This window comes from Faecalibacterium sp. AF28-13AC, assembly GCF_003478405.1.
Classification (GTDB): domain Bacteria; phylum Bacillota; class Clostridia; order Oscillospirales; family Ruminococcaceae; genus Faecalibacterium; species Faecalibacterium prausnitzii_E.
Genome location: NZ_QUFG01000014.1, coordinates 47,494 through 69,399 on the forward strand (window position 1 = coordinate 47,494; position 21,906 = coordinate 69,399).

Annotated in this window: 17 protein-coding genes, 2 tRNA genes and 1 pseudogene; 1 reads left to right on the forward strand and 19 read right to left on the reverse strand. The window is 56.1% G+C overall.

The window, feature by feature from the left end; genetic code table 11:
- Window positions 1–195: 195 nt before the first annotated feature.
- The 19 genes and pseudogenes from DWY95_RS15370 to spoIVB all read right to left on the reverse strand — a co-directional run bounded on the left by DWY95_RS15370 (window position 196) and on the right by spoIVB (window position 21,432).
- Window positions 196–1,995: a DEAD/DEAH box helicase family protein gene (locus DWY95_RS15370; protein ID WP_118554168.1), complete on the reverse strand. Its 1,800-nt coding sequence runs from the start codon at window positions 1,993–1,995 to the stop codon at window positions 196–198.
- A 205-nt stretch (window positions 1,996–2,200) separates the two neighbouring features.
- Window positions 2,201–2,797, reverse strand: a complete 597-nt coding sequence (locus tag DWY95_RS15375) for a helix-turn-helix domain-containing protein (RefSeq protein WP_243082839.1) — start codon at window positions 2,795–2,797, stop codon at window positions 2,201–2,203.
- Between the two features lie 531 nt (window positions 2,798–3,328).
- Window positions 3,329–4,471, reverse strand: coding sequence for an AAA family ATPase (locus tag DWY95_RS15380; RefSeq protein ID WP_118554169.1), 1,143 nt, complete (start codon window positions 4,469–4,471; stop codon window positions 3,329–3,331).
- A gap of 324 nt (window positions 4,472–4,795) precedes the next feature.
- Window positions 4,796–5,335, reverse strand: a complete 540-nt coding sequence (locus DWY95_RS15385) for a phage integrase SAM-like domain-containing protein (protein WP_158577574.1) — start codon at window positions 5,333–5,335, stop codon at window positions 4,796–4,798.
- 121 nt (window positions 5,336–5,456) lie between these two features.
- Window positions 5,457–5,540, reverse strand: a tRNA-Leu gene (locus DWY95_RS15390).
- A 74-nt stretch (window positions 5,541–5,614) separates the two neighbouring features.
- Window positions 5,615–7,132 (reverse strand): nicotinate phosphoribosyltransferase, encoded by a 1,518-nt coding sequence (locus DWY95_RS15395; RefSeq protein ID WP_118554171.1) that lies wholly within the window; start codon window positions 7,130–7,132, stop codon window positions 5,615–5,617.
- A gap of 263 nt (window positions 7,133–7,395) precedes the next feature.
- Complete coding sequence (locus tag DWY95_RS15400) at window positions 7,396–8,910, reverse strand: IMP dehydrogenase (RefSeq protein ID WP_097792164.1); 1,515 nt, start codon at window positions 8,908–8,910, stop codon at window positions 7,396–7,398.
- A gap of 508 nt (window positions 8,911–9,418) precedes the next feature.
- Entirely contained in the window at window positions 9,419–10,162 is a 744-nt protein-coding gene (locus tag DWY95_RS15405; RefSeq protein ID WP_118554172.1) for an acyl-ACP thioesterase domain-containing protein, read from the reverse strand.
- A 60-nt stretch (window positions 10,163–10,222) separates the two neighbouring features.
- A complete protein-coding gene (locus DWY95_RS15410; protein WP_243082841.1) occupies window positions 10,223–11,464 on the reverse strand; it encodes a spermidine/putrescine ABC transporter substrate-binding protein in 1,242 nt (413 codons plus the stop codon).
- Complete coding sequence (locus DWY95_RS15415) at window positions 11,461–12,309, reverse strand: ABC transporter permease (protein WP_118554173.1); 849 nt, start codon at window positions 12,307–12,309, stop codon at window positions 11,461–11,463. The genes DWY95_RS15410 and DWY95_RS15415 overlap by 4 nt, the downstream gene beginning before the upstream one ends.
- A complete protein-coding gene (locus DWY95_RS15420; RefSeq protein ID WP_097792193.1) occupies window positions 12,309–13,124 on the reverse strand; it encodes an ABC transporter permease in 816 nt (271 codons plus the stop codon). The genes DWY95_RS15415 and DWY95_RS15420 overlap by 1 nt, the downstream gene beginning before the upstream one ends.
- Window positions 13,125–13,140: 16 nt before the next feature.
- The gene (gene potA / locus DWY95_RS15425) at window positions 13,141–14,181 is read right to left on the reverse strand and encodes a spermidine/putrescine ABC transporter ATP-binding protein (protein WP_118554174.1); all 1,041 of its coding nucleotides are present in this window, start codon (window positions 14,179–14,181) and stop codon (window positions 13,141–13,143) included.
- 294 nt (window positions 14,182–14,475) lie between these two features.
- The gene (locus DWY95_RS15430) at window positions 14,476–15,456 is read right to left on the reverse strand and encodes a DUF4340 domain-containing protein (RefSeq protein WP_118554175.1); all 981 of its coding nucleotides are present in this window, start codon (window positions 15,454–15,456) and stop codon (window positions 14,476–14,478) included.
- 7 nt (window positions 15,457–15,463) lie between these two features.
- Window positions 15,464–16,909, reverse strand: coding sequence for a Gldg family protein (locus DWY95_RS15435; RefSeq protein ID WP_118554176.1), 1,446 nt, complete (start codon window positions 16,907–16,909; stop codon window positions 15,464–15,466).
- A 15-nt stretch (window positions 16,910–16,924) separates the two neighbouring features.
- Window positions 16,925–17,797, reverse strand: coding sequence for an ABC transporter permease (locus DWY95_RS15440; protein WP_118554177.1), 873 nt, complete (start codon window positions 17,795–17,797; stop codon window positions 16,925–16,927).
- 83 nt (window positions 17,798–17,880) lie between these two features.
- Window positions 17,881–18,534 (reverse strand): annotated as a pseudogene (locus tag DWY95_RS15445) (ABC transporter ATP-binding protein); the annotation flags it as partial.
- A 196-nt stretch (window positions 18,535–18,730) separates the two neighbouring features.
- On the reverse strand, window positions 18,731–18,931 hold the full coding sequence (gene rpmE / locus DWY95_RS15450) for a 50S ribosomal protein L31 (protein ID WP_005926533.1): 201 nt from the start codon (window positions 18,929–18,931) through the stop codon (window positions 18,731–18,733).
- A gap of 371 nt (window positions 18,932–19,302) precedes the next feature.
- Entirely contained in the window at window positions 19,303–20,061 is a 759-nt protein-coding gene (gene spo0A, locus DWY95_RS15455; protein ID WP_097792156.1) for a sporulation transcription factor Spo0A, read from the reverse strand.
- Between the two features lie 117 nt (window positions 20,062–20,178).
- Window positions 20,179–21,432: a SpoIVB peptidase gene (gene spoIVB / locus DWY95_RS15460; protein WP_243082843.1), complete on the reverse strand. Its 1,254-nt coding sequence runs from the start codon at window positions 21,430–21,432 to the stop codon at window positions 20,179–20,181.
- Window positions 21,433–21,549: 117 nt separating this feature from the next.
- Here spoIVB and DWY95_RS15465 point away from each other — a divergent pair.
- Window positions 21,550–21,629 (forward strand) — tRNA-Leu (locus tag DWY95_RS15465).
- Window positions 21,630–21,906: the final 277 nt, after the last annotated feature.

A 21,906-nucleotide genomic window follows, 5' to 3' on the forward strand; every position in this document is an offset into this window, starting at 1 on the left:
ATCATCCATAATAAAAGCCCGACCACTCAAATCAGTAGCCAAACTTCCATAATCGATATGCGTATATTTTTCACTTTACTATATAGTGTAGTGAATTTTATGCGCATCTTACTTCTTTGTTGCTTTGTGACATTGTGCAATTTTTCGTGTAGTTTCTATAGTATCGGCACGCGTTTTTGCACATTTTGTCGATCATTATTTCAGTTCCACAAGCATCCAGACTGTCTTAAACCGCCATTTCCCTGCTGTTTCTCTTGTTGTTATAATCTCTACCCCGTATTTTTGAACCTCTCGATTTAAAAGCAATTTGCCGATCGTCTCTTGGCTAGAGCGTCCTTTAGCCGGAACAATATTCAGGACGCGAATCAGTGCTGCCTTTAGCTCATCCTTTAGCATAGGCTCATTGAGATGTTCCGCAATGTAGGCTGACACATTATCCGACTTATACTCTGGAACAGGACCACCCAAATCGCCCCGAATCATACTAAGAATTGCGTCATGATATCCATCCTGTAACATTTTCAGTGCGACACTTTTCTGATACTGGAAGAACATCTCTTTCATCTCGTTGATATGGTACTCTTTTGTTCGATGATCGTAGTACAAAGTGGACTCCTCACCGATTCGCTCGTTTACATCCGGAGCTGCCAAAAACTTCTCCCAAGTCTCCCCGCCTGCACGATAACACAGCGCTGGTTCAAGATTATAGGTGGCCTCTTTAAGGCGCGTCTCCAGCTCCCGTTTTCCCTTGCCGCGCAGATAGAGTTTAAAGGTATCCTGCTCACTCACTGGCCGCTTTCTGCCGATCTCTTGAATCACCTCCATGGGCAACCACTGCTCAATGAAAATATGTTTGACCGTCTCGTCTTTGATGTCAACACCGTTATAGAAGACAGTCGTAGTAAAAAGGATCCGCTTCAAAAGCTTTCCGTGCCGGACACAATCATACAGAGTATCCATCGCGCCGGACTTGTTGTGGTCAGAGCAGTAGTAGGAAGCCGCATCACCGTATATCAGCTTCATTTTTTCAAGTGCGGCATGACTCGTTACAAAAACGACCACTTTTTCATCTGGTGGAATGGAATCCAAGAGAGCCTTACGCTCAGCATCTCGATAGTAGAATCGAATTTCTGAGACACACGATTTTCTTCTTGGGATTCGGTAGTAGTTTTCTGGGGGAAGTGTCCCCTCCTCCTTCCACTTCTGAATCAAGAAGTCCATCGTGGCGCTCATGTAGATCGCTGTTTTACACGAAACCAACTGCTCGATGCACTGGTACGCCATGTTCGTCTTGTGGTTGAATTTGGCATCATTCACAAAATAATGAGCCTCATCACAGACAATATAGGTGTAGCAACGCTTGATGTGTTCCAGCGTCTTCTCCGGGTCTTCCTGATAGTCTTTCTGGAGCTTTTGATAGGTTTGCACCTCTACAAACTCAAAACTCAGGCACTCGATCATCGCCAATCTAACCAGGTCTGTATCTCGGAAATCCCTTTCGACTCCATCCGCTAAAATGGCTTGGACGATTTGCTCCCACAGCGTTTTCCGGTTGCAAAGATATAGAATTCGCTTTCGATTTTCCACATTGAATCTTGGGCAGCTCGTCATATTTTTCTTCAATAAGTCCATGATTGCAGTCGTTTTACCTGCACCTGTCCCTGCATCGATCACATAGCGGCCAACGCCCCAGCTTTGTATAATGTCGCCGATGGCCTGTGAGACGTAGCGTGTGTCCTCTGGCAAAGCCGGTAAAGCCCGTTCAAATAGCATTTCTTCCCGGCGGATATCATCCAGTGACCAAATCATTTCCTGTTCGGCTGCTTGCGGTTTCGTCATCGGAGCAGGTACGCGTGGCAACTCTTCACAGGGGTCCAAGCCGATGTCGGTAAGATCCCCAAATAGCGCCAAGATAGACAATGCATCGTTGGGTTTATTTTTGGGCAGAGATACAGGCTGCATGGGTGTAGTGGTAACATTTGTTTCTTCAGTCATAAAATAATATTGCTCCTATAAAAATATAAGGCGCACAGCCCAGCTATCTTGCCAGACCATGCGCCGGTTTGTTAGCATCTACCCAAAAAGCTCTGGTCAAACGCTTCGTTCTGTGCTATTATAGTGGCGGGAACTTTAGCAATACATATATATTCCCGTCTCTATAGCCGCTTTGCCTGTTGCAGCAGGTAAGGCGGTTTTTGTTTTACTGTTGCGCATGGGACTTTGCCTCGATTGCTGCCGCCGCTTCTGCAAACGTCTGCATGGCGCTGTTGTAGCCAATTTGGAACGAGTGCTCGGCAACGGACGTAACCAGCCCTTCCAGAATTTCAGATAGGATCTCGTTCTGCGCTTCGCTCAAATACGGTCGAATAAGCGCCTCTGCCTGACGATTGCTTACATCTACGGCATCCTTAAACTTCTCCCGACTCTGCTTGATCTCGTCAGCGGTCTGAAATACATCTTTTAAAAAGCTCATTTTGATCTCCTTTTTCATGTCTATAATCGTATTTTCCAGCTTTCCCCCGGCGGGGTACGGAGCAACTTCTGGGTCCCACATATTATGTAGCACCTCCGGGGTGTTATTGACCTTCTGCGCATCGAGCCATTCCATCAGCCCTTCGCGGAAGATTCGGTAGCTATTGCCCACCTTTACCGCCGGGAAGCCCGGTTTACTCACCAGCCGATAGACAAAATTCTGCCCGAACCCCAGCAGCTCTGCCACTTCGGCAACGGTCATCATGGGCGAGAGCTGTGTCGCTGTCGTCGGCTTTCCAGCGGTGTTCTTTTTGCTTCGTGTCATAATTTGTATGCTCCTATATAATCGGATTGTATTTTTTGGCAGTCAACTGGGCGTTGCTAAATTACGCCTTATTGTTTTTTCTTTATATGCTATCAAATCTTCTTGTTTTATTTATGCCAACAGTATATCACAACTTGTATTAAAATTCAATGGTTATCTGTGATTTTTTCTTCTGTATTTTAAGTAAAGTCCAATAATACTTTTTTTTGAAAGGTGCTATTGCCTTTTTGTTGATTTTTAACAAGCGCACGCCATTTTTACATCAGGTATAAAACAATCCGTATAAAGCGTCGTATCAGGCATCGTTTCCAGCACTGAGAGGATTTGGTTTTTCCCTTCTGCCGCTCTCCGACGTCCGTTCAGGCAATCATGCCATCCATAGTGCACCACCTCCTGTGCTTCTATTGGCGAAATTGCGCCGTTTTTCGCTTATTGGCGATACTATGTCTCTTTTGGTTTTTCCCCATTCCACTCAACATCGCCAACATCGCCACACTGGCGAAGTTGATTTCTGTCGCTTATTCGTCATTTTTATGCAACTTCGCCACACACTCGTCTCACCGCCCGTACAGCGCACAAGGACGTGATGAACTTGAACTTTCCGTCAGCCTGCCGCACCCGCTTGGTCTGGATCTTTTTTTCTTTTACAAGGCATGTATGTGCCCGCTCAACGGTGCGTTTGCTGCATCCTGTTTCGTCCATTACCAGCTTTTTCAGATCCATACCAGCCATCGGTCCCTGCTCTTTCAGAAGGGCCATGATGGACTCCTTGGCATCCTGCTGCGACGGCTCCAATGGCATCGGCTTGTCGGCCATCAACTCCTTATAATGCTTCTCCGTGGTCGCCGCCAGCACTGCCCTGACGGTTTCCACCTCTGCGCCTGCCTTATTTTTCACACCTACCGTCTGGGTATGGAAGAGGATACTACGTGCCTTAGTGCCAACGTTCAGCTTTTCCTGCGTTACATAGGTGACGCTCTCGTCCATCGGCAGTCTCCCCAGAATGGTCACGCTGCGAGCGGCATTCCACAGCTCACCCGAACCAGCCAGCAGCATCCGCGCATCATCGCCCGCCTTCTTTACCATGTGAGATACAATGACCACGCTGAACTGGTCTGCCAATGCTTTTTCCTGCAACATATCAAGCGCCCTGCGCATCACATCACCATTTGCCGCTGCATTACCCTCCAGAAAGCTCCTGAGCGGGTCGATGATAACCAGTGCCGGATGCAGCTCATCAATAAGCTCAAACAAGCTTGCCCCAACAACAAGCTTTTTCTTTTTCTGCTGCCAGTACCAGCCGGGAGTCGCGTAAAACACCCTGCGCATATCCGCCTCTGCCGCGATCATGCGCGGAGCCAGAGACATGCCGGGGTCATCCTCGCTCGTAAGTACTAAAACATTCCCCTGTGCAACTGCAGCATCAGGGAAGAGCATCGTGGGGCGTCCGGTCGTTATGGCAGCCACTACATCCGCCATGAATACGCCCTTGTCCACGCCGCCGGGACCTGCCACGACCGACACAGCACCCATCGGGAAGTATCCTTTAATAAGCCACCGGGTATTTACCGGCTCCACATCTCCCAGACACGGAATCATGCCTCCATGGTAGACCGGCGCAGCTGAAGCAGTGGTCACAGCAGGGATCAACGGAAAGAAACTCAGAGAACTCATATTTTACTCCTTATATTCGTTTGCGATTTTGGCACATTTTTATACTTTTTCACGCTACATCGTGCACCTTCTAAAAAATAGCAACAAAAAAAAGACGCACAAAAAGATAGAACTCCCAAGCCGCACTCATACCGTATACCGGCAGAATACAGCTTCTGGGAAACTACTCTATCTAATCATGCGTCTCGCCTTAGGCTGAGACCTCCATTCGTCTAGGTGAGGCTCAGTATCCTGAACCTCGACGAACAGATAAAATATGTTACGCAGTCCATCACTATGGGTCCGCGTAATGGCCCTCGGAAACATCATCTTTACTTCTGGGCTTCATACGAAACCTTCCGGGGGTAAGGTCATTATAGCACCGATCTGCAGGTTGAGCAGCGTGGATGCACGGCAGCCGGTACCAAGCAGGAAGTTGACAATGACCCAGTTGCGGTATTCAGCAAAGGAGCACGTCTTGCAGTCCGGTTCCTTCAGCAGCTTCTGCAGCTCGTCGGTGGTGTAGGGTTCTTTGATTGGATCATCTGCCCGCACCAGCTTGATAGAGAATTGCTCCAGATACCCTTTCTCCATGCACCAGTATAAAAACGCCCGGACCATGCGCAGGTTCGTATTGATGGTCGTATCGTGGAGCTGCTGGTCCTTCATATAGAAGATATAGTCTTCCACCGTTTCCTCTGTGATGGTAGTGATGGGCTGTTCTGTGTCCCCCAGAAACCGAAAGAAGCTTCTGCCCTTAGCAGCGTAGAAGTCGAGTGAGCCTTGGGAGAGGTTCTTGAGCCGGTTGTACTTTTGGAACCTTTCAAAGGCCTGTTGGATGGTGGGGTTTGCCTTGGCAGTGGGTCTTAAATCACGGTTACGCACGAGAGAGACTCCTCCTTTTTTCGCGAAAAATCCCTCTCGCCCATCCAATGCTTCCAAAAAATGGGGCAAAAAGAGAAAGCCCAGAATCATTCGAATCAACGAACAATTCTGAGCTTTCTCATGCCACCGGCGGGGCTTGAACCCGCACTCTGTCGCCAGAAAGGGATTTTAAGTCCCTCGTGTCTGCCAATTTCACCACAGTGGCTTCTAAATGAACTGCCGCTACAAGAGCTGCAAACGGCAATTCATATCATACAATAGAAATCCCGATTTGTCAAGTTATACCTTGCCGCCATGCAGCTCGGCATACATGCGGGAGCGGCACTCGGCGACGGCGGGGCTCATGTTGACGTAGTGCTTGTGGGGGCACTCCAGGCGCAGCTCGCTCTCCCAGGTCTCATCGGTCAGTTGGCGGGCGATGTAGGCCTTTTTCTCTGCGATGGAGGGCAGCTCCATGGCCAGCTCGCCGTGGAGGATGTGCGGCACCAGCAGCTTTTTCACCTTGGTGGGGGTGATGGTCACGGTGCGCTCAATGGCGTCCGAATCCAGATTGACCATCGTGACAGGCTTGCCTGCCTCGATCTTCTCGCCATCCATGGCGATCAGGTCGCACTGTGCCTGGCCGTTTTCATCGTAAAGACGCCACGGCATCTTTTTGCCAGGGATGATGGCCTTGCTGGCAGAATCCGAACACTTCATCTTGGGCTGATAGGTTCCATCCGGGCGCTTGACGGCCACCAGCTTGTACACGCCGCCGAAGACGGGGTCGGAAGCCGAGGTGATGAGGTTCTCGCCGACACCATAGGAATCGAAATGGGCGTGCTCATACAGCTCCATGTTGGCGATCTTCTTTTCGTCCAGACCGTTGGACGCCACCAGCTTGATGTAAGGCTTCCCTGCTGCGTCCAGCGCCTTGCGCAGGCGCTTGGAGCCGCGGGCCAGGTCGCCGGAGTCGATGCGGGCGCTCTTGACGCGGCGGCTGGGGTCGTTGGGATACTTTTCGATGAGGTAATCGTCCAGCTTGATGAGGTTGGGCAGACCGCTCTCCATGATATTATAGGTATCCAGCAGGAGGCTGACGGAATCCGGATAGGTATCGGCAAAGGCCTTGAAGGCGTCGAACTCGGTCGGGAAGAACTCGATGAAACTGTGGGCCACCGTGCCGACGGCCTTGACCTCCGGGCCATACTTCATCTCGGCCAGGCAGTTGGCGGTGCCGATGCAGCCGCCCAGAACGGCTGCATACGCGCCGTCGTTGCCCGCGCTCTCGCCCTGGGCGCGGCGGGTGCCGAACTCCATGACGCTGCGGGGGGTGTGGGTGTTCAGACCGGTGACGCGGGTCGCCTTGGTGGCGATCAGGCTGTGGAAGTTCATGGTCTGCAGCAGATAGGTCTCGATGAGGATAGCGCCCACAAGGTCGCACTCGATGCGGACCATCTGCACATGGGGATAGCAGACCGTGCCTTCGGGCAGAGCGTACATGTCGCCCTGCCAGCGGTAGGTGCGCAGATACTCGCAGAACTCCTCACTCATGCCCTTGGTGCGCAGCCAGCAGATATCCTGCTCGTTGAAGTGATAGTTCAGCAAAAAGCGCGTCAGCTTGCGCTGGCCTGCGCTGATGGAATAGCCCTGGTTGTCGGGGTTCTTGCGGAAGAACATATCGAACACCAGCGTCGTATCCTTGAAGCCGTGCAGGAACAGGCAGTTGGCCATCGTGAACTCGTAGAAATCCACGACCATGGCAGGGTTATCGTAATCTTCATCCGGAATATACGGAACAACTTTGATCTCGTCCATGAAAGTTTCCTCTCTTCATATCCATACAGCGGCCGATACCGGGCGGCTGCTGAAAAAACGCCCCGGCCCGGTCTGCATCTCAGGTGCGGCGCGGAGCTCTTCCACCCTGTCATGACAGGGTGTTTGTATCATGATAGCATCTTTCCCGGATGGGTGCAAGAGGTTTTGTAAAATTCCGGCGGGTGCAGGCAAAATCTTTTTTCCAAACCAGAAAAAACGGCTGCCTCCAGAAGCCGGGAAGCAGCCGTTCGATTCAATTGTGATCAGCCATTCATGATGTTGGGAGTCGCGTTCTTCAGCATGACGTCATGGCTGCCGCCCTCCACGATGGAAGTGGAGGAAACGACCGTCAGCTTGGCCTTCTGCTGCAGCTCCGGGATGGAGAGCGCACCGCAGTTGCACATGGTGCTCTTGACCTTGTACAGCGTGGTCTGGACGCCATCGGACAGGGGGCCTGCATACGGGACATAGCTGTCCACGCCTTCCTCAAAGCTCAGCTTGGTGGAGCCGCCGAGGTCATAGCGCTGCCAGTTGCGGGCACGGTTGGAGCCTTCGCCCCAGTACTCCTTCATATACTGGCCATTGATGCGGACCTTGTTCGTGGGGCTCTCGTCAAAGCGGGCAAAGTAGCGGCCCAGCATGACGAAGTCTGCGCCCATGGCCAGCGCCAGGGTGATGTGGTAATCGTGGACGATGCCGCCGTCGGAGCAGATGGGCACATAGATGCCGGTCTCCTTATAATACTCATCGCGGGCCTTGGCGACCTCGATGACAGCGGTAGCCTGGCCGCGGCCAATGCCCTTGGTCTCGCGGGTGATGCAGATGGAACCGCCGCCGATGCCGATCTTCACGAAGTCGGCACCTGCCTCTGCCAGGAAGCGGAAGCCTTCTGCATCGACCACATTGCCTGCGCCGACCTTGACGGTGTCGCCGTAGTGCTCACGGATCCAGCCGATGGTGCGGCTCTGCCACTCGGAATAGCCCTCGGAAGAGTCGATGCAGAGGACGTCCACACCGGCCTCCACCAGAGCGGGAACACGCTCGGCGTAGTCACGGGTGTTGATGCCGGCACCCACGACATAGCTCTTGTTGGCGTCCAACAGCTCGTTGGCGTTCTTCTTGTGGGAGTCGTAGTCCTTGCGGAAGACGAAATACTTCAGGTTTCCCTCGGCATCCACCAGAGGCAGCGTGTTGATCTTGTTGTCCCAGATGATGTTGTTGCAGTCATGCAGGGAGGTGTTTTCCGGGGCCGTGACCAGCTTTTCGATGGGGGTCATGAAGGTGGTGACGGAAGCGTCATCGGGGGTGTGGTTGACGCGGTAATCGCGGGAGGCCACGATGCCCAGCAGCTTGCCGTTGGGGGTGCCGTCGGCGGTGACGGCAATGGTGGAGTGGCCGGTGCGGGCCTTCAGCTCCAGCACATCGTGCAGGGTGGCCGTCGGGGCCAGATTGGAGTCGGAGACGACATAGCCGGCCTTATAGCTCTTGACGCGGCGGACCATCGCTGCCTCGTTCTCAATGCTCTGGGAGCCATAGATAAAGGAAACGCCGCCCTCGCGTGCCAGCGCGATCGCCAGCTTGTCGCCGGAGACTGCCTGCATGATGGCACTGATCATGGGAATGTTCATTTCCAGCGGGCATTCTTCCTCGCCCTTGCGGTACTTGACCAGCGGGGTCTTCAGGCTGACCGCCGTGGGGACATTCTCCGAAGAAGAATAGCCGGGGATCAGCAAGTACTCACCAAAGGTGCGGGAAGGTTCTTCATAGAAATATGCCATACTCAAACTCCTTTTCTCTCGTGCAGCCCGTAGAAACGGCGGCAAATTCATTTCACTTATCGTGCCTGGAAGATGCTAAAAATGCTTGCACCTATTGTAACACAAACCGGCACAAACGCAAGCATTTCGCAAAACAAACTTTCCAAAACTGTCCTTGCGAAAACCAGACACTTTGTCTAAGAAAACGGTGGAAAGTAACACTTTATTCCCGAAAATGCGGGCCGTTCTCCCCTGCTGCGGGCCTGAGGGCGCAAAAAAGCCCGCCCCCGAACGGGAGCGAGCTCTTTTGCACACGAAGCGAGGATACCGCCTGTGCGGTGCACACCAACAGCTGCGAAGGAGAACAGCCGGAGGAGGAGCGGTGCGCACCCGATATCCACGGATAACAAGAAGAAAAAGATTTCACGCAGAAGAGCTTTCGCTCTTCTTGTAACTATATTGTAACTCTTTTGAAACCATTTTGCAAGGGGTTTTGCGAAAGTTTTTGTAATTTTTTTGTAATTTTTTCTCAGGCGTTCTCAGCCGCTTCGCTGGAAAATTCCAGATAGCACTCAAAGGCTATGTGCCCGTCCCGGCGGCCCACCACATACCAGCCGTCGGCCGACGGCGCATAGGCCACCGCCACCTGCGCCCCCATCGGGATCTCGCGGTGGTACTTGATGGAGGCGAAGCGCAGCGGGCCCTTCCGGAGGGCATCCAGCGGCAGGGCGTCGCAGGCGATGTCCAGATAAAACGAGTTATTCACATGGCCGTTCAGGTCGCACAGCGAGTAGCTGGCCGTCCAGCTGCCCGCCGGGGTCAACTCCTTGCATTTGTGCACCAGCTGAGGCAGCTCCTCTTCCACATCCTCGTTTTCGTAGTTGGGGGTGCACCAGCTGGGCTGCCGCATGATGTGCCCCATTTCGGTGTTCACTACGATCCAGCGGCAGTCCACGAGGGCCAGCTCTTTCCCGGCCTCGTCGAGGATGTGGGTGATCCGCTTCATCGAGCCTTTTTTGCAAGGCTCACAGGCGGTATCCAGCGTGATCTTCTCGCCGCGGGTGGGCATCCGGTAGACCTCCACGGCCTGCTTGCCCACCAGAAACGCCGTGTGGCGGGCGGCAAAGAAATCGTCGTCCATACCGTAGGCGCGGGCGTGATCCGCCGCAGCCTGCTCCACATAACGGAACAGGGCGCTGGGTTTGAGTTTCCGGTGAAAATCACAGTCGGCGTTCAGAACGGTCGCAGTTTCAGTAAAGTGGTTCAGTTCCATGGTAAAAATATCCTCTCTATCAAAAACAGGCCGCACCGTTTGCGGCGCAGCCTGCATGGATCAATACATGTTCCGCGATTTTTTGCGCAGCTTGCGCCAGATGTTGAAGCAGGCCAGCGCGACCATGGCCAGAAGCAGCATCAGAAAGACGATGCCGCTGCCGCCCTCGTCGTAGCTCTTCATCTCGCTCCACTTGACGTCCAGCTCACTGTTGACCTCATCGCTCAGGGCAGTGAAGACCTTTTCCTTCGCTTCGATCTCCTCCGAAGGGAAGGCAATCTCGCTGTACTTCAGGTCCTCGTCCAGCACCTCCCACACGGCCTGCATGGGGGTGGTGTAGCCGATGTATTCGGCGTTCGCCTTGCCGATGTCCACTTCGCACATGAAGTTGATGAACATTTCGGCGGCTTCCTGCTTTTCGCTGGTGGCGGGGATGCACATGCTGTCCACCGAAAGGACGCTGCCCTCCTCCGGGAAGACCCAGGCCAGGTCGGGGTTGTCGTCGATCATGGTGATGGCGTCGCCGGAATAATAGACGCCGATGGCCGCCTCGCCGCCGATCATCTTATCGAAGATTTCGTCCATGACATAGGCCTGGACCAGCGGTTTCTGCGCCTTGAGGTGTCCGACCACCTCGTCCACTTCCTCGGTGGACTGGGGGTTGATGCTGTGGCCGGTGGCAAATGCCGCGATGGCGTACGCATCCCGGCTGTTGTTGAACATCAGGATGTTTCCGGCGTACTGTTCATCCCACAGGTCGGCCCAGCTGGCGGGCGCCTTGTCCACCATGGTGGTGTTGTAGATGATGCCGGTGGTGCAGAGCATATACGGCACCGTGTATTCATTGGCGGGGTCGTAGTCGGCATTGCGGTAGACTTCGTCGATGTTCTGGAAGTTGGGGATGTTGTCAAAGTTCAGCTTTGCGAGCATCCCTTCCGAGATCATCTTGGCGACCATATAGTCCGACGGGATGATGACATCGTAATCCGCCGCGCCGGATTTCAGCTTGGCGTAGAGCGACTCGTTGGAATCAAAGGTGGTGTAGTTGACGTGGATGCCGGTCAGCTTTTGGAAGGCATCCACCACGTCTACGCTGTCGTCCGAGCCGTTGGAGATATACTCACCCCAGTTGTAGACGTTCAGGGTGACGTTCTGGCCCTTGAAGCGGGTCCAGTCGTAATCATCCGAAACGGAGACGTCTTCCGTGACCTCGATGGTCCCGGCGGCAAACGCCGAAAGCGGCAGACTGACAGCAAACACCACCGTCAGCAGCAAAAGCACCATGCGCTTCATCTGTTTCATGCGGCATCCTCCCCTCTCAGTGCCTTCTGGTCCCGGCGGTAGCCGCGGCTCTCCATGGCGTTGGAGATCAGGATGATGGTCAGAATGACCACGAACATGATGGTGGACAGGGCATAGATCTCCGGGCTGACCTTTTTGCGGGTCATGGAGTAGATGGCGATGGGCAGGGTCTCCACCGTGCCGCAGTTGAAGTAGGAGATCATGAAGTCATCAATGGAGTAGGTCAGGCAGATGAGGAAGGCCGACAGAATGGCGGGGCTGATCTCCGGCAGGATGACTTTGAAGAACGCCTGCCTGGGGTCACAGCCGAGGTCCAGAGCCGCCTCATACAGTTTGACGTCCAGCTGCTTGAGCTTGGGCGTGACGTTGAAGATGACATACGGCACGTTGAACGCGATATGCGCGATGAGCAGCGTGGGCAGGCCCATGATGGTATCGGGCAGGAACTCCACCCGGCCCGCAAAACGCTGGTAGGCCACGAAGAGCAGCATCAGCGAGATGCCGGTGATGATCTCCGGGTTGACGACCGGGATATAGGTGATGTTCGTCACCACAAGGCGGCTCTTGCGGCCCATGGAAGCGATGCCCAGCGAAGCCGCCGTGCCCAGGATCGTGGCGATGACGGCCGAGATGAGGGCCACTTCCACCGAGACGGCCAGCGCCCGCAGGATGGAGGCGTTGTGGAACAGGCTGGTGTACCACTTGAGCGTAAACCCGGTGAACAGCGCATAGCCCTTGCTCTGATTGAAGCTGAACACGATCATATACGCGATGGGCAGATACATGAAGCAGAAAAACAGGATGATATAGACCCGCTGCATCAGGCGGAGATGTTTCGTTTTCATCAGGACACCCCCTCCATTTCATCCTCGTCGAAGCTCGAAGTAAAGCTCATGCACAGCAGAACGATGATCATCAGCACCAGGCTCATGGCCGAGCCGACGTTCAGGTTGTAGCTGTTGCCGAGGAACTGCATCTCGATCAGGTCGCCGATCAGCAGGTTGGAACCGCCGCCCAGCATCCGGCTGATGACGAAGGTGGACACCGCCGGGACGAAGACCATCGTGATGCCGGTGCTGATGCCGGGTACGCTCATGGGGATGAGCACCCGCAGCAGGGTCTGGGTGGTGGAAGCGCCCAGGTCCTGCGCCGCCTCCACGATGCTCTGGTCGATCTTGGTCATGCTGGTGTAGAGCGGCAGGATCATATAGGGCACGTAGTTGTACACCATGCCCAGTACCACCGCACCGGAGGTATTCAGCATGGTGTATGGGCCAAGGCCGAAGGCACCCAGCACCGCGTTGACCGGGCCGTTGACGCTGAGCAGACCCATCCACGCATAGGTGCGGAGCAGAAAGTTCATCCACATGGGCAGCATGACCAGCATCAGCATGATGTGCTGCTTGTTCACCCGCAGGCGGGAGAGAAAATAGCCGACGGGGAACGCGATGATCAGGCAGATGACCGTGGCGATGAGGGCCAGCAGCAGGCTGCGCGCGAACACCGAGCCATAGCCGCTGATGGAGAGCAGGTTGTTCAGGGTAAAATTGCCGTCGCTGTCCGTCAGGGCATAATACACCACGATGATGAGGGGCACCACCGTGAAAAGCGTCATCCACACGAAGTAGGGATACGCGAGCTTTCGATCGTAAATCTTCATCATTTCGGCTCACCCCTCACGAACGCGCCATGATGTGGATCTCGTTGGGGCCGATGCGCATCCCGATGGTCTCGCCGGGGGTGCAGGCACGGGTGGAATGGATGAGCCACTCGCGGCCCTCCACATCGACGTGCATCTCGAAGTGGACGCCCTTGAAGATGACGTCATTGACGACGCCCACCAGCTGGCCTTCCATCGGCGAAACGACCTCGATGTCCTCCGGGCGGACGACGACCTGCACGCTCTGCTCGCGGGCAAAGCCGCGGTCCACGCACGGGAACTGGACGCCGGAGAAGGAAACGAGGAAGTCCTTGTGCATCACGCCATCCACGATGTTGGAGTCGCCGATGAAGTCCGCCACAAAGGCATTCTTCGGCTCGTTGTAGATATCCTCCGGGGTGCCGATCTGCTGCACCTTGCCGCCGTTCATGACAACGACGGTGTCGGACATGGTCAGGGCCTCTTCCTGGTCATGCGTGACATAGATGAACGTGATGTTCATCTCGCGCTGCAGGCGCTTGAGTTCCAGCTGCATCTCCTTGCGCAGCTTGAGGTCCAGTGCACCCAGAGGCTCGTCCAGCAGCAGGATCTCCGGTTCGTTGACCAGGCTGCGGGCAATGGCCACGCGCTGCTGCTGACCGCCGGACATCTGGCCGATGCTGCGGCGCTCAAAGCCTTTCAGACCCACGACTTCCAGCATATCGCGCACCTTGCGGCGGATGGTCTCTTCGTCCATCTTTTTCAGCCGCAGGCCGAAGGCCACGTTCTCGAACACGTTCAGATGCGGGAACAGCGCATACTTCTGGAACACCGTGTTCACCGGGCGCTTGTAGGGCGGCACACCGGTGATATCCTCGCCCTTGAGCAGAACTTTGCCGGAATTCGGCTCCAAAAAGCCTGCGATCAGCCGCAGGGTCGTGGTCTTGCCGCAGCCGGAAGAACCCAGCAGCGTAACGAACTCTTTGTCATGGATATCGAGATTCAATCCGTCCAGAATGCGCTGGCCGTCAAACTCCACTACGATGTCCCGCAGTGAAACGATCACCGAGTTGTCCATATTGATACCAAATCCTCCTTAAACTCAGATACGAAAAAAGACAGGGCTCGTGTCCCCATCCCTCGTACCAGGGCGATCGGTCCCCACGCGCCGTGCCTTGGGTGACAAATTGCGCAGTCTCTCCCCCTGTTCGTGTCTATCTTATACAATTTCCGTACAAATGTCAATCGCTCTGACACAGTTTGCCCAAACTTTACGCACCGGACAAAAACCGGGCCGGAACATCAAAAAGCCCGGAGGCTCCTCTGCGGGAAACTTCCGGGCTCAAAAAGGACTGCCAGATGAACTTTTGTTTCACGAAGCCGCTTTGTAACGGTCCTTTGCGGTGCACACTGTTTGCACGGTGGCGGCATCCACCGTGTAGAGGGATGCGTCCCCCGACACGGTCAGATAATAGCCGTCCGTGCCCTCGTAATAAGTCAGCGTCCGTTCGCCGTCCGCTGTGCGGACCGTGGCGGCAGCCAGCTGCTTCATGCCGGACGCATCGCCGTGGGGATCCTGCGCCGTGACGTAGCTGCTGAGGGCCGAAAGCAGGCTGCTGACCTGCGTTTCGTCCAGCTCTGCATCCGGTGCATCGGCCAGCCTCCAGACCGTGGTGTACGCCGTGCTGTCGCTGTCGCTTTTGGAGTCGACCGAACGGTCGGACTCTGCGGCTTCCGAAACCGCCGTCAGGGTGAACGGCTCGTCTCCGCAGGCAAGGGTGACGGATTCGATGGCCGAACGGGTCAGCCCCGCTGGATTGAAGGCACCGAACAGCTCAGTGCGGCTCAAAGCAAAGCAGGCCGCCTTGGACGCCGCTACCGTATACAGGGCATCGTCCCCGGCCTTTTTCAGGTAGATATCCCCCGTGGCGGCATTCTCTGCCCCAAAGGTGAAGGTGTTCGTCTCTCCTGCCGCTGTGACCGTGACGGTCAGGCTCTCGTCCGTGAAGCCGTAGTTCTCGCCGGGTTCTTCGGTCAGCTGGCGTTTGGCGTTCAGAGCCGACAGGGCGGTGACCATCGTGTTGCAGGCGGTGGCGTCCAGATGATAGGCCGGGTCTTCGGCCAGCGTCCAGCTGCCGTCTGCAACCGTCAGGGTATTCGTCTCGCCGTTGTACGTGACCGCAAGTTCGGTCAGGTCGCCCGCCGCAAAGGAGGACAGCGGGATGGTGCCCTCCGCCGCAGCGCTTTCGGCCTGTGCGGCCTGTTCGTTCTTCGCCGTCAGGGCTGCGAAGGCTCCACCCGCCAGAAAGACCAGAACCAGCAGAACGATGAGGGTGCGCTGTTTCGTTTTCATGCGGGCCTCACTTTCTGCGCCGCAGGATGACCACGACGGCACCTGCCGCCAGCAGCGCTGCCGGAAGGATCAGGATGAACACCAGACCCAGCACCGCCGCCTGTGCACTGGAGACGCTGATGGGGGCAGCTTCCAGCGCCTTGGAGTCGATCAGCACACTGCCGACCTGCCCCGCCAGCGAGGATGCACAGCCCTGCAGGAAGGTGCAGTTGCCGGGCACGACCTGATACGCGCTCTCGTTGTCCATGTTGCCGCAGTTGATCCAGATGACCTCCGCATCGGTAGCTGTATTGCGGGCGTAGGCTGCCAGCGTGAAGGGGCCATCCGTGTCGCCATCCTCTTTCTCCACCGTGGTCATCTCGTACCCGGCCGCCTTGCTGTAGGCCGCATCGGAGGTGGTGAGCAGCGCTTCTGCGGTCACATTCTCCGTCTCCGTCAGGGTGATGCCCTGCGCCATCTGGAGCAGAACATGGCGGCTGGTATCCACCCCCTCCAGCGCCGTGGTCTCGGTGGGGCTGGCGTAGTCCGGCAGCAGATAGTAGGGGTAGCCGTTCATGAAGTGGCCGGAATCGCCCTCGACCACCAGCCCCTCGGCGCGGGTCAGGCCGAATTCGGCCATCACAGCGTCCAGATTGGGCGTATTATAATAGGTATCGGTCGTGAGCAGAACCTTGCCGCCTGCGCTCAGGTAGCTGCGCAGAAGGCTCATCTCATCCACCAGAGCGCCCGCCGAGGCAAAGTCCTGTGCAGGGACGTTGATGATGAGCAGGTCGCAGTCCTCCGGGACGCTGCCGCTGGAAAGCAGGTCCAGCGCCGTGAGGGAGAGGTTCTGATTTTCCAGTGCATCGGTCAGCGTGTCGGTCAGGGCCTGCTCCCCGTGGTTGGTGGTGTAGTAGGCGTGTTTCTGTTCCCCACTGGTCAGGCGGTAGATGGCCGAGGTGATCTTACTCTCGCCGGAGAACGTCACACGATAGCTGCCGGTGGTGTAGTAGTCGGAATAGTCATAATCGTAGAGGTCGGAGGCGTCCAGCACGACACTCTGCTCCCCGGAGACCAGGATCAGACTTCCAGACGCAGCATCCTGTGCGCCGTACTGGGCTGCAAAGGTCGGGTAAATGGCCGGGTCCTTGATTTCCCAGGTAATATGGCTGCTCTCGGAAGCGTATTTGTCCAGGAGCTTGGAGATGATCTGGTCCTCATTGCCGGTCTCGCAGAGGTAGTAGATGGTCACATCCTGCGTCAGGCCCTGCGCCACCTGCGCGGAACTGTCGCTGAGGGTATACAGCCCGGCCTCCGAGAGGTCGAACGTGGTGTATTTGGTCGGGAGGGCCCGCACCAGCAGGTTCACCAGCACGGCCAGAACCAGGACGGCAGCCGTGATGGCAGCGGAATAGAGGCCGCTGCGGAATACCCGCCCATTCAGGGCCGTCTTATCTTTGGGGAAGAACTTCATCGCTGCGCACCTCCTTTAATTCCAGCGGCGCTTCTCGATGCCCTGCGCCGTGAGGAACAGGAACACCGCCGTCACGGTCAGGTAATAGACCAGCGTCGGGATGGAAAAGCTGTTGTTGACAAAATCTTCAAAGGGTGTGAAGAGGCACAGAGCGCTCAGCACCGCACTGAACGCCTCGGTCAGCCAGGCGCTCTTCACGAGGAAAAGGCCCGTCAGCCCCAGGCAGCACACTGCAAAGGCCAGACACCCCAGAACAAAGCTCCGGGTGCGCAGCCCGGCAAGGAGCGATGCCGCACCCGCGATTCCCACAAAGACGACCAGCGCCACCGCGCTGCCCGCATTGAACAGGCTGCGCAGGCTGGGCATCATATAGGCCAGCAGCAGCACCGAGAAGCCCGCCACCGCTGCAATGATGGGGTTTTCGGTCAGGCCGGAGAGGAACTCGCCGATGGCAATGGCCGCACAGCCCAGCAGAAAATAACACAGCAGACCCGCGAAGTTTGCGGCCAGCGCGGTGACTGTTCCGCCCAGTGCCCAGAGGATGAGGATCATCACGGCATCCACAAGGCACGGCAGCGCGAATACGGCGCACATCGCGAAGAACTTGCCCAGCACTACGCCCCAGACGGAGACCGGGCTGGTCAGCAACAGCTGGTCGGTGCGGCTGCGGCGCTCTTCGGCCAGCGACCGCATGGTCAGGACCGGAATGTAGAGCAGCAGCATGAAGATCGTGCGGTAAAGCGTATAGTAGCTGAAATCCGTCAGGCCGTAGCCGAGGTTCAGCGCCAGAAAATAGATGCCCGACGACGCCAGCAGAAAGGCTGTGAGCAGATAGCCGAGCATCCCGTGGAAATAGCTGCGGAGTTCCCGCTTGAAAATGGCGTTCATTCGTCTTCCTCCCCTGTGCTCTCCTCGGTCTCGCCGCCGGTCAGTTCCAGGAAGACTTCTTCCAGACTCCTGCCGTTCGCCGTCAGCTCCTGCAGACTGCCCGATGCCGCCAGCCTGCCTTTGGACAGGATCAGCACCTGCTGGCAGACCGCCTGCACCTCGCTCAGAATATGGCTGGACAGGATGACCGTGTGGGCCTGCCCCAGCTCCCGGATGAGTTTGCGGATCTCGATGACCTGCGCCGGGTCCAGGCCGACGGTAGGCTCATCGAGGATGATGAGCTTCGGGCTGCCCAGCAGCGCCTGCGCGATGCCCACCCGCTGCCGGTAGCCCTTGGAGAGGCTGCGGATGAGCCGGGGCAGGACCTTTTCCAGCCCGGTGCGGCGGGCTGCGCTGCGCACCTGCTCTTTCCGCTCGGCCTTCTTGACGCCCTTGAGCTCGGCCGCAAAGTCCAGATATTCCTGCACCGTCATCTCCGGGTAGAGGGGCGGCTGCTCCGGCAGATAGCCGACGCACTTCTTTGCCGCATCGGCCTCCTCCGGCAGCGGGTGCCCCGCCACCGTGACCTGCCCGCTGGTAGCGGACAGATACCCGGTCAGGATGTTCATAATGGTGGACTTGCCCGCACCGTTCGGCCCCAACAGGCCGCAGATGCCGCCGTCTGCCACTGCAAAGGAAACATCTTCTACCGCCAGACGGTGCCCGTATTTTTTGGTAAGATGAGAAACTTCGATCACAAATAACGCTCCTCTCAAAGGCCGCGCAGAACGCGATGGATTTCGTTGCTGGTTTATTTTAGTCTGCAAATGTGATGAAAATAAGATAAAGTCGTGTAAGTTCCGAAAGGTTCCACCGTTCGCGCTTTTCTGCCCCAACACGCAAAAAAGCGCCGCCTCCACAAGGGAGACGGCGCTTTGGAAAAGACCAGTAAAATTACTTACGGCCGAAGCGCTTGTTGAAGCGCTCAACACGTCCGCCGGTGTCGACCAGCTTCTGCTTACCAGTGTAGAAAGGATGGCACTTGGAGCAAACTTCGACGTGGATCTCAGGCTTGGTGGAACGGGTCTTGATGACGTTGCCGCATGCGCAGGTGATGGTGCAGTCAACGTAATTCGGATGGATACCCTGCTTCATTCTTTTTCACCTCATTTCTGGTTCTGACGTATTGGGGCCATATTATCAATGTATGTGCCCATCACAACCTTCAATATCGGCTACCCCCACGAGCGGCCTTGGAAACGATTGCTTAAATATTATAGCACAACTTTTGAAAAATGCAAGGGGGAATTTTTGATTTTTGGTCGTTCAACAACAAAAATCTCCTGTACGCATCGGGAACTGCACCCCAAATAAATACAGGAGATCCATTGCCTTGCGTTCAACTTATTTATCGCCATGGAGCCATCATCCCCACATTTTTTATAGCGATAAACAGAAGTCAAATTTCCAGCAATTCCAATTTATTCCTTTATATACTTCCATATACTTCGATACCGCGAAATATTTCACCCCACCCGCTGCCGCTTATCCAGCCGCATTTTATCAGCGATCATCGCAATGAACTCGCTGTTCGTAGGTTTTCCCCGCAGGTTGTGGATGGTATAGCCGAAGTAGCTGTTGAGGGTGTCCACATCGCCCCTGTCCCATGCAACCTCGATGGCGTGGCGGATGGCGCGCTCCACGCGGCTGGCGGTGGTGCCGTTTTTCTTGGCGATCTCCGGATAGAGCCGCTTGGTCACGGCGTTGATGTACTCCGGCTCGTTCATGGTGAGCAGGATGGCATCCCGCAGGAACTGGTAGCCCTTGATGTGGGCGGGGACACCGATCTGGTGCAGGATCTCCGTCACGGTCAGCTCATCGCTGTCCACGCTGGTGGGCAGGTGATGCTTTTCCTTGCCCATTGCCACCTTCACGACCCGGCTGGCGAGGACATTTTCGTCAAACGGTTTGACGAAATAGTACGCAAATCCCTCATCCAGCAATTCCTGGACCATTTCCTCGCTCTGGAACGCACCCGTCACAAAAAACGAGGTGTGCCGCTCGCCTGCGGCGTTGTACTTCTGCTTGACGGCCAGTGCATCCAGCCCCGGCATAAAAGCGTCCAGCAGCACCACCTGCGGCCGCACCGAGAGCATTTTCTGAAGCACCTTCTGTCCGTCCTTTTCGACGACCGTAACTTCCACGCCTTTTTGTTCCAACGCTTCGCGGCAGGCTTCCGTGATCTCTGCGCTGGTATCCGACATCAAAAACCGAATTTTATCCATCGTTCATTCCTCCAAAGTGTGCAGTTCCCTTAACGCTTTTGATTTTACCATATTTTTCCATTGATTTCAACGGTTATTTTTGCCATATTATGGCATCCATTGTCGAATGATGCTTATTCATTTTGACGATTCTGTATCCTGCGCCCTCTGCGCCGCGATTTCGGCCTGTTCCAACATGGTCTGGGCAAAAATTCCGTAGCCGCGTGTCGGGTCGTTGACCAGAACATGGGTCACTGCTCCCACCAGCCGCCCGTTCTGCACGATGGGGCTCCCGCTCATCCCCTGCACGATGCCGCCCGTCTGCGCCAGAAGCGCCGGGTCTGTTACACGCAGGACCATGTTCCGCTTGGGGTCTGCGTCGCTGATCCGTTCGATCCGGACCTGATAAGGGCGCGGCGTCTCACCGGACACCGTAGACCAGATCTCCGCGCTGCCCGTTGTGACCTCCTGCGCAAAGGCGACCTCCATGCGCTGCCCGGCGAACTGTGTGCGGGTTGTGCCGTATACGCCGTTCTCTCCATTGATGCGGATGCTCCCGATGGCCCGGCTGCCCAGAAAGTGCCCTTTCAGTTCGCCGGGGCTTCCTGCTGTTCCTTTGCTGCAGCCGGTGATCTCGCAGGGGACGATCTCCCCTGTGCGCAGTGCAATGCTCTCGCCGGTGTCGCTGTCGCTGATGGGGTGGCCAAGCCCCGCAAAAATGCCCCGTGCATCGTCTGCGAAGGTCAGCGTCCCGACACCGGCCGAGGAGTCGCGCACCCACATCCCGGCCCGCCACTGCCCTGCCGCCGCATCCCAGACCGGCACAAGCGTCGTGCGGAGCTGCTCTCCGTTCCGGATATACACGACCTCCACCGCCTGCCCCTGCGCTGCTTCCAGCGCCGCTTTGACGGCGTCATTGTCCTCCGTCACGGTCGTGCCGATGCGGATGACCCGGTCGCCCAGGCGCAGCCCGGCTTCCTTTGCCGGATTGGCCGTGCCGCCGCTGGGGCGTTCCACGTCCGAAAAGCCGACCACCAGCGCCCCCTCTGAGAACATCTTCACCCCGAACGGCGTCCCGCAGACCGTCACCTGCATCCGCTCGGTAACGATGGTCCGGATGGTCTTGATCGGCAGCCAGCCGCCCAGCGAGAGGGTGGTCTGGTAGCTTCCCACCGCGCGGGTGCTGGCGACATTCTGGCTTCCGTGCGCCCCCAGTGGCTCCACATAAGAAAAGCGGGGCAGCACCAGAACCTCGCCCGGCGTCAGATAGACGCGGTCCGGCAGACGGCTGTACAGCCACCCCAGCGCAGCGACCGGCAGCAGCGCCAGCCATGCTGCCGCCTGCTTTGCCCGCTTCCAGCCCTTTCGGTGCGCTCGGTCCTGCTGTTTCACGTTCGCCATCTCCCCGGAATCTTTTTTGCTAGTATGCGCCGCGCGGGATGTGATTATAAAATTGTGCCGCAGGAATTGACTTTTGGGTGCAAACTTGATACACTTAATAAGCTCCGTGCGGAAGTGGCGGAACGGCAGACGCGCTGGTTTTAGGCACCAGTTCCATCGGAGTGAGGGTTCAAGTCCCTTCTTCCGCATAAGAAAAGGCTCCATCGAACGGTTTCCCGTTTGGTGGAGCCTTTTTACGTTTGCCTCTGTTCTTGTTTTTTTTACCACTTTTCTACCACTTTTTGACGACTTTGGGAGCGTCAGAAGCCGTTAAAACCGCTGGCATTCGTTCGTATCTGCACATTCCAAAACAAACAAAAACCCGCATGAGCGCTTGATTTTCAAGCATTCATGCGGGTTTCTCATCTGGTGCGAGTAGTGATACAGAACTTTTCAAAAACCATCGTAGTACAATTTGTTTTTGAG

Excerpts from the sequence above, each read along its gene's own strand:
- DWY95_RS15395 (WP_118554171.1), bottom strand. The coding sequence starts at position 7,132 with ATGGACGAGATCAAAGTTGTTCCGTATATTCCGGATGAAGATTACGAT.
- DWY95_RS15410 (WP_243082841.1), bottom strand. The coding sequence starts at position 11,464 with ATGAAACAGATGAAGCGCATGGTGCTTTTGCTGCTGACGGTGGTGTTT.
- DWY95_RS15405 (WP_118554172.1), bottom strand. The coding sequence starts at position 10,162 with ATGGAACTGAACCACTTTACTGAAACTGCGACCGTTCTGAACGCCGAC.
- DWY95_RS15380 (WP_118554169.1), bottom strand. The coding sequence starts at position 4,471 with ATGAGTTCTCTGAGTTTCTTTCCGTTGATCCCTGCTGTGACCACTGCT.
- potA (WP_118554174.1), bottom strand. The coding sequence starts at position 14,181 with ATGGACAACTCGGTGATCGTTTCACTGCGGGACATCGTAGTGGAGTTT.
- DWY95_RS15400 (WP_097792164.1), bottom strand. The coding sequence starts at position 8,910 with ATGGCATATTTCTATGAAGAACCTTCCCGCACCTTTGGTGAGTACTTG.
- rpmE (WP_005926533.1), bottom strand. The coding sequence starts at position 18,931 with ATGAAGCAGGGTATCCATCCGAATTACGTTGACTGCACCATCACCTGC.
- DWY95_RS15375 (WP_243082839.1), bottom strand. The coding sequence starts at position 2,797 with ATGACACGAAGCAAAAAGAACACCGCTGGAAAGCCGACGACAGCGACA.
- DWY95_RS15415 (WP_118554173.1), bottom strand. The coding sequence starts at position 12,309 with ATGAAAACGAAACATCTCCGCCTGATGCAGCGGGTCTATATCATCCTG.
- DWY95_RS15370 (WP_118554168.1), bottom strand. The coding sequence starts at position 1,995 with ATGACTGAAGAAACAAATGTTACCACTACACCCATGCAGCCTGTATCT.
- spo0A (WP_097792156.1), bottom strand. The coding sequence starts at position 20,061 with ATGGATAAAATTCGGTTTTTGATGTCGGATACCAGCGCAGAGATCACG.
- DWY95_RS15430 (WP_118554175.1), bottom strand. The coding sequence starts at position 15,456 with ATGAAAACGAAACAGCGCACCCTCATCGTTCTGCTGGTTCTGGTCTTT.
- DWY95_RS15435 (WP_118554176.1), bottom strand. The coding sequence starts at position 16,909 with ATGAAGTTCTTCCCCAAAGATAAGACGGCCCTGAATGGGCGGGTATTC.
- DWY95_RS15420 (WP_097792193.1), bottom strand. The coding sequence starts at position 13,124 with ATGAAGATTTACGATCGAAAGCTCGCGTATCCCTACTTCGTGTGGATG.
- DWY95_RS15440 (WP_118554177.1), bottom strand. The coding sequence starts at position 17,797 with ATGAACGCCATTTTCAAGCGGGAACTCCGCAGCTATTTCCACGGGATG.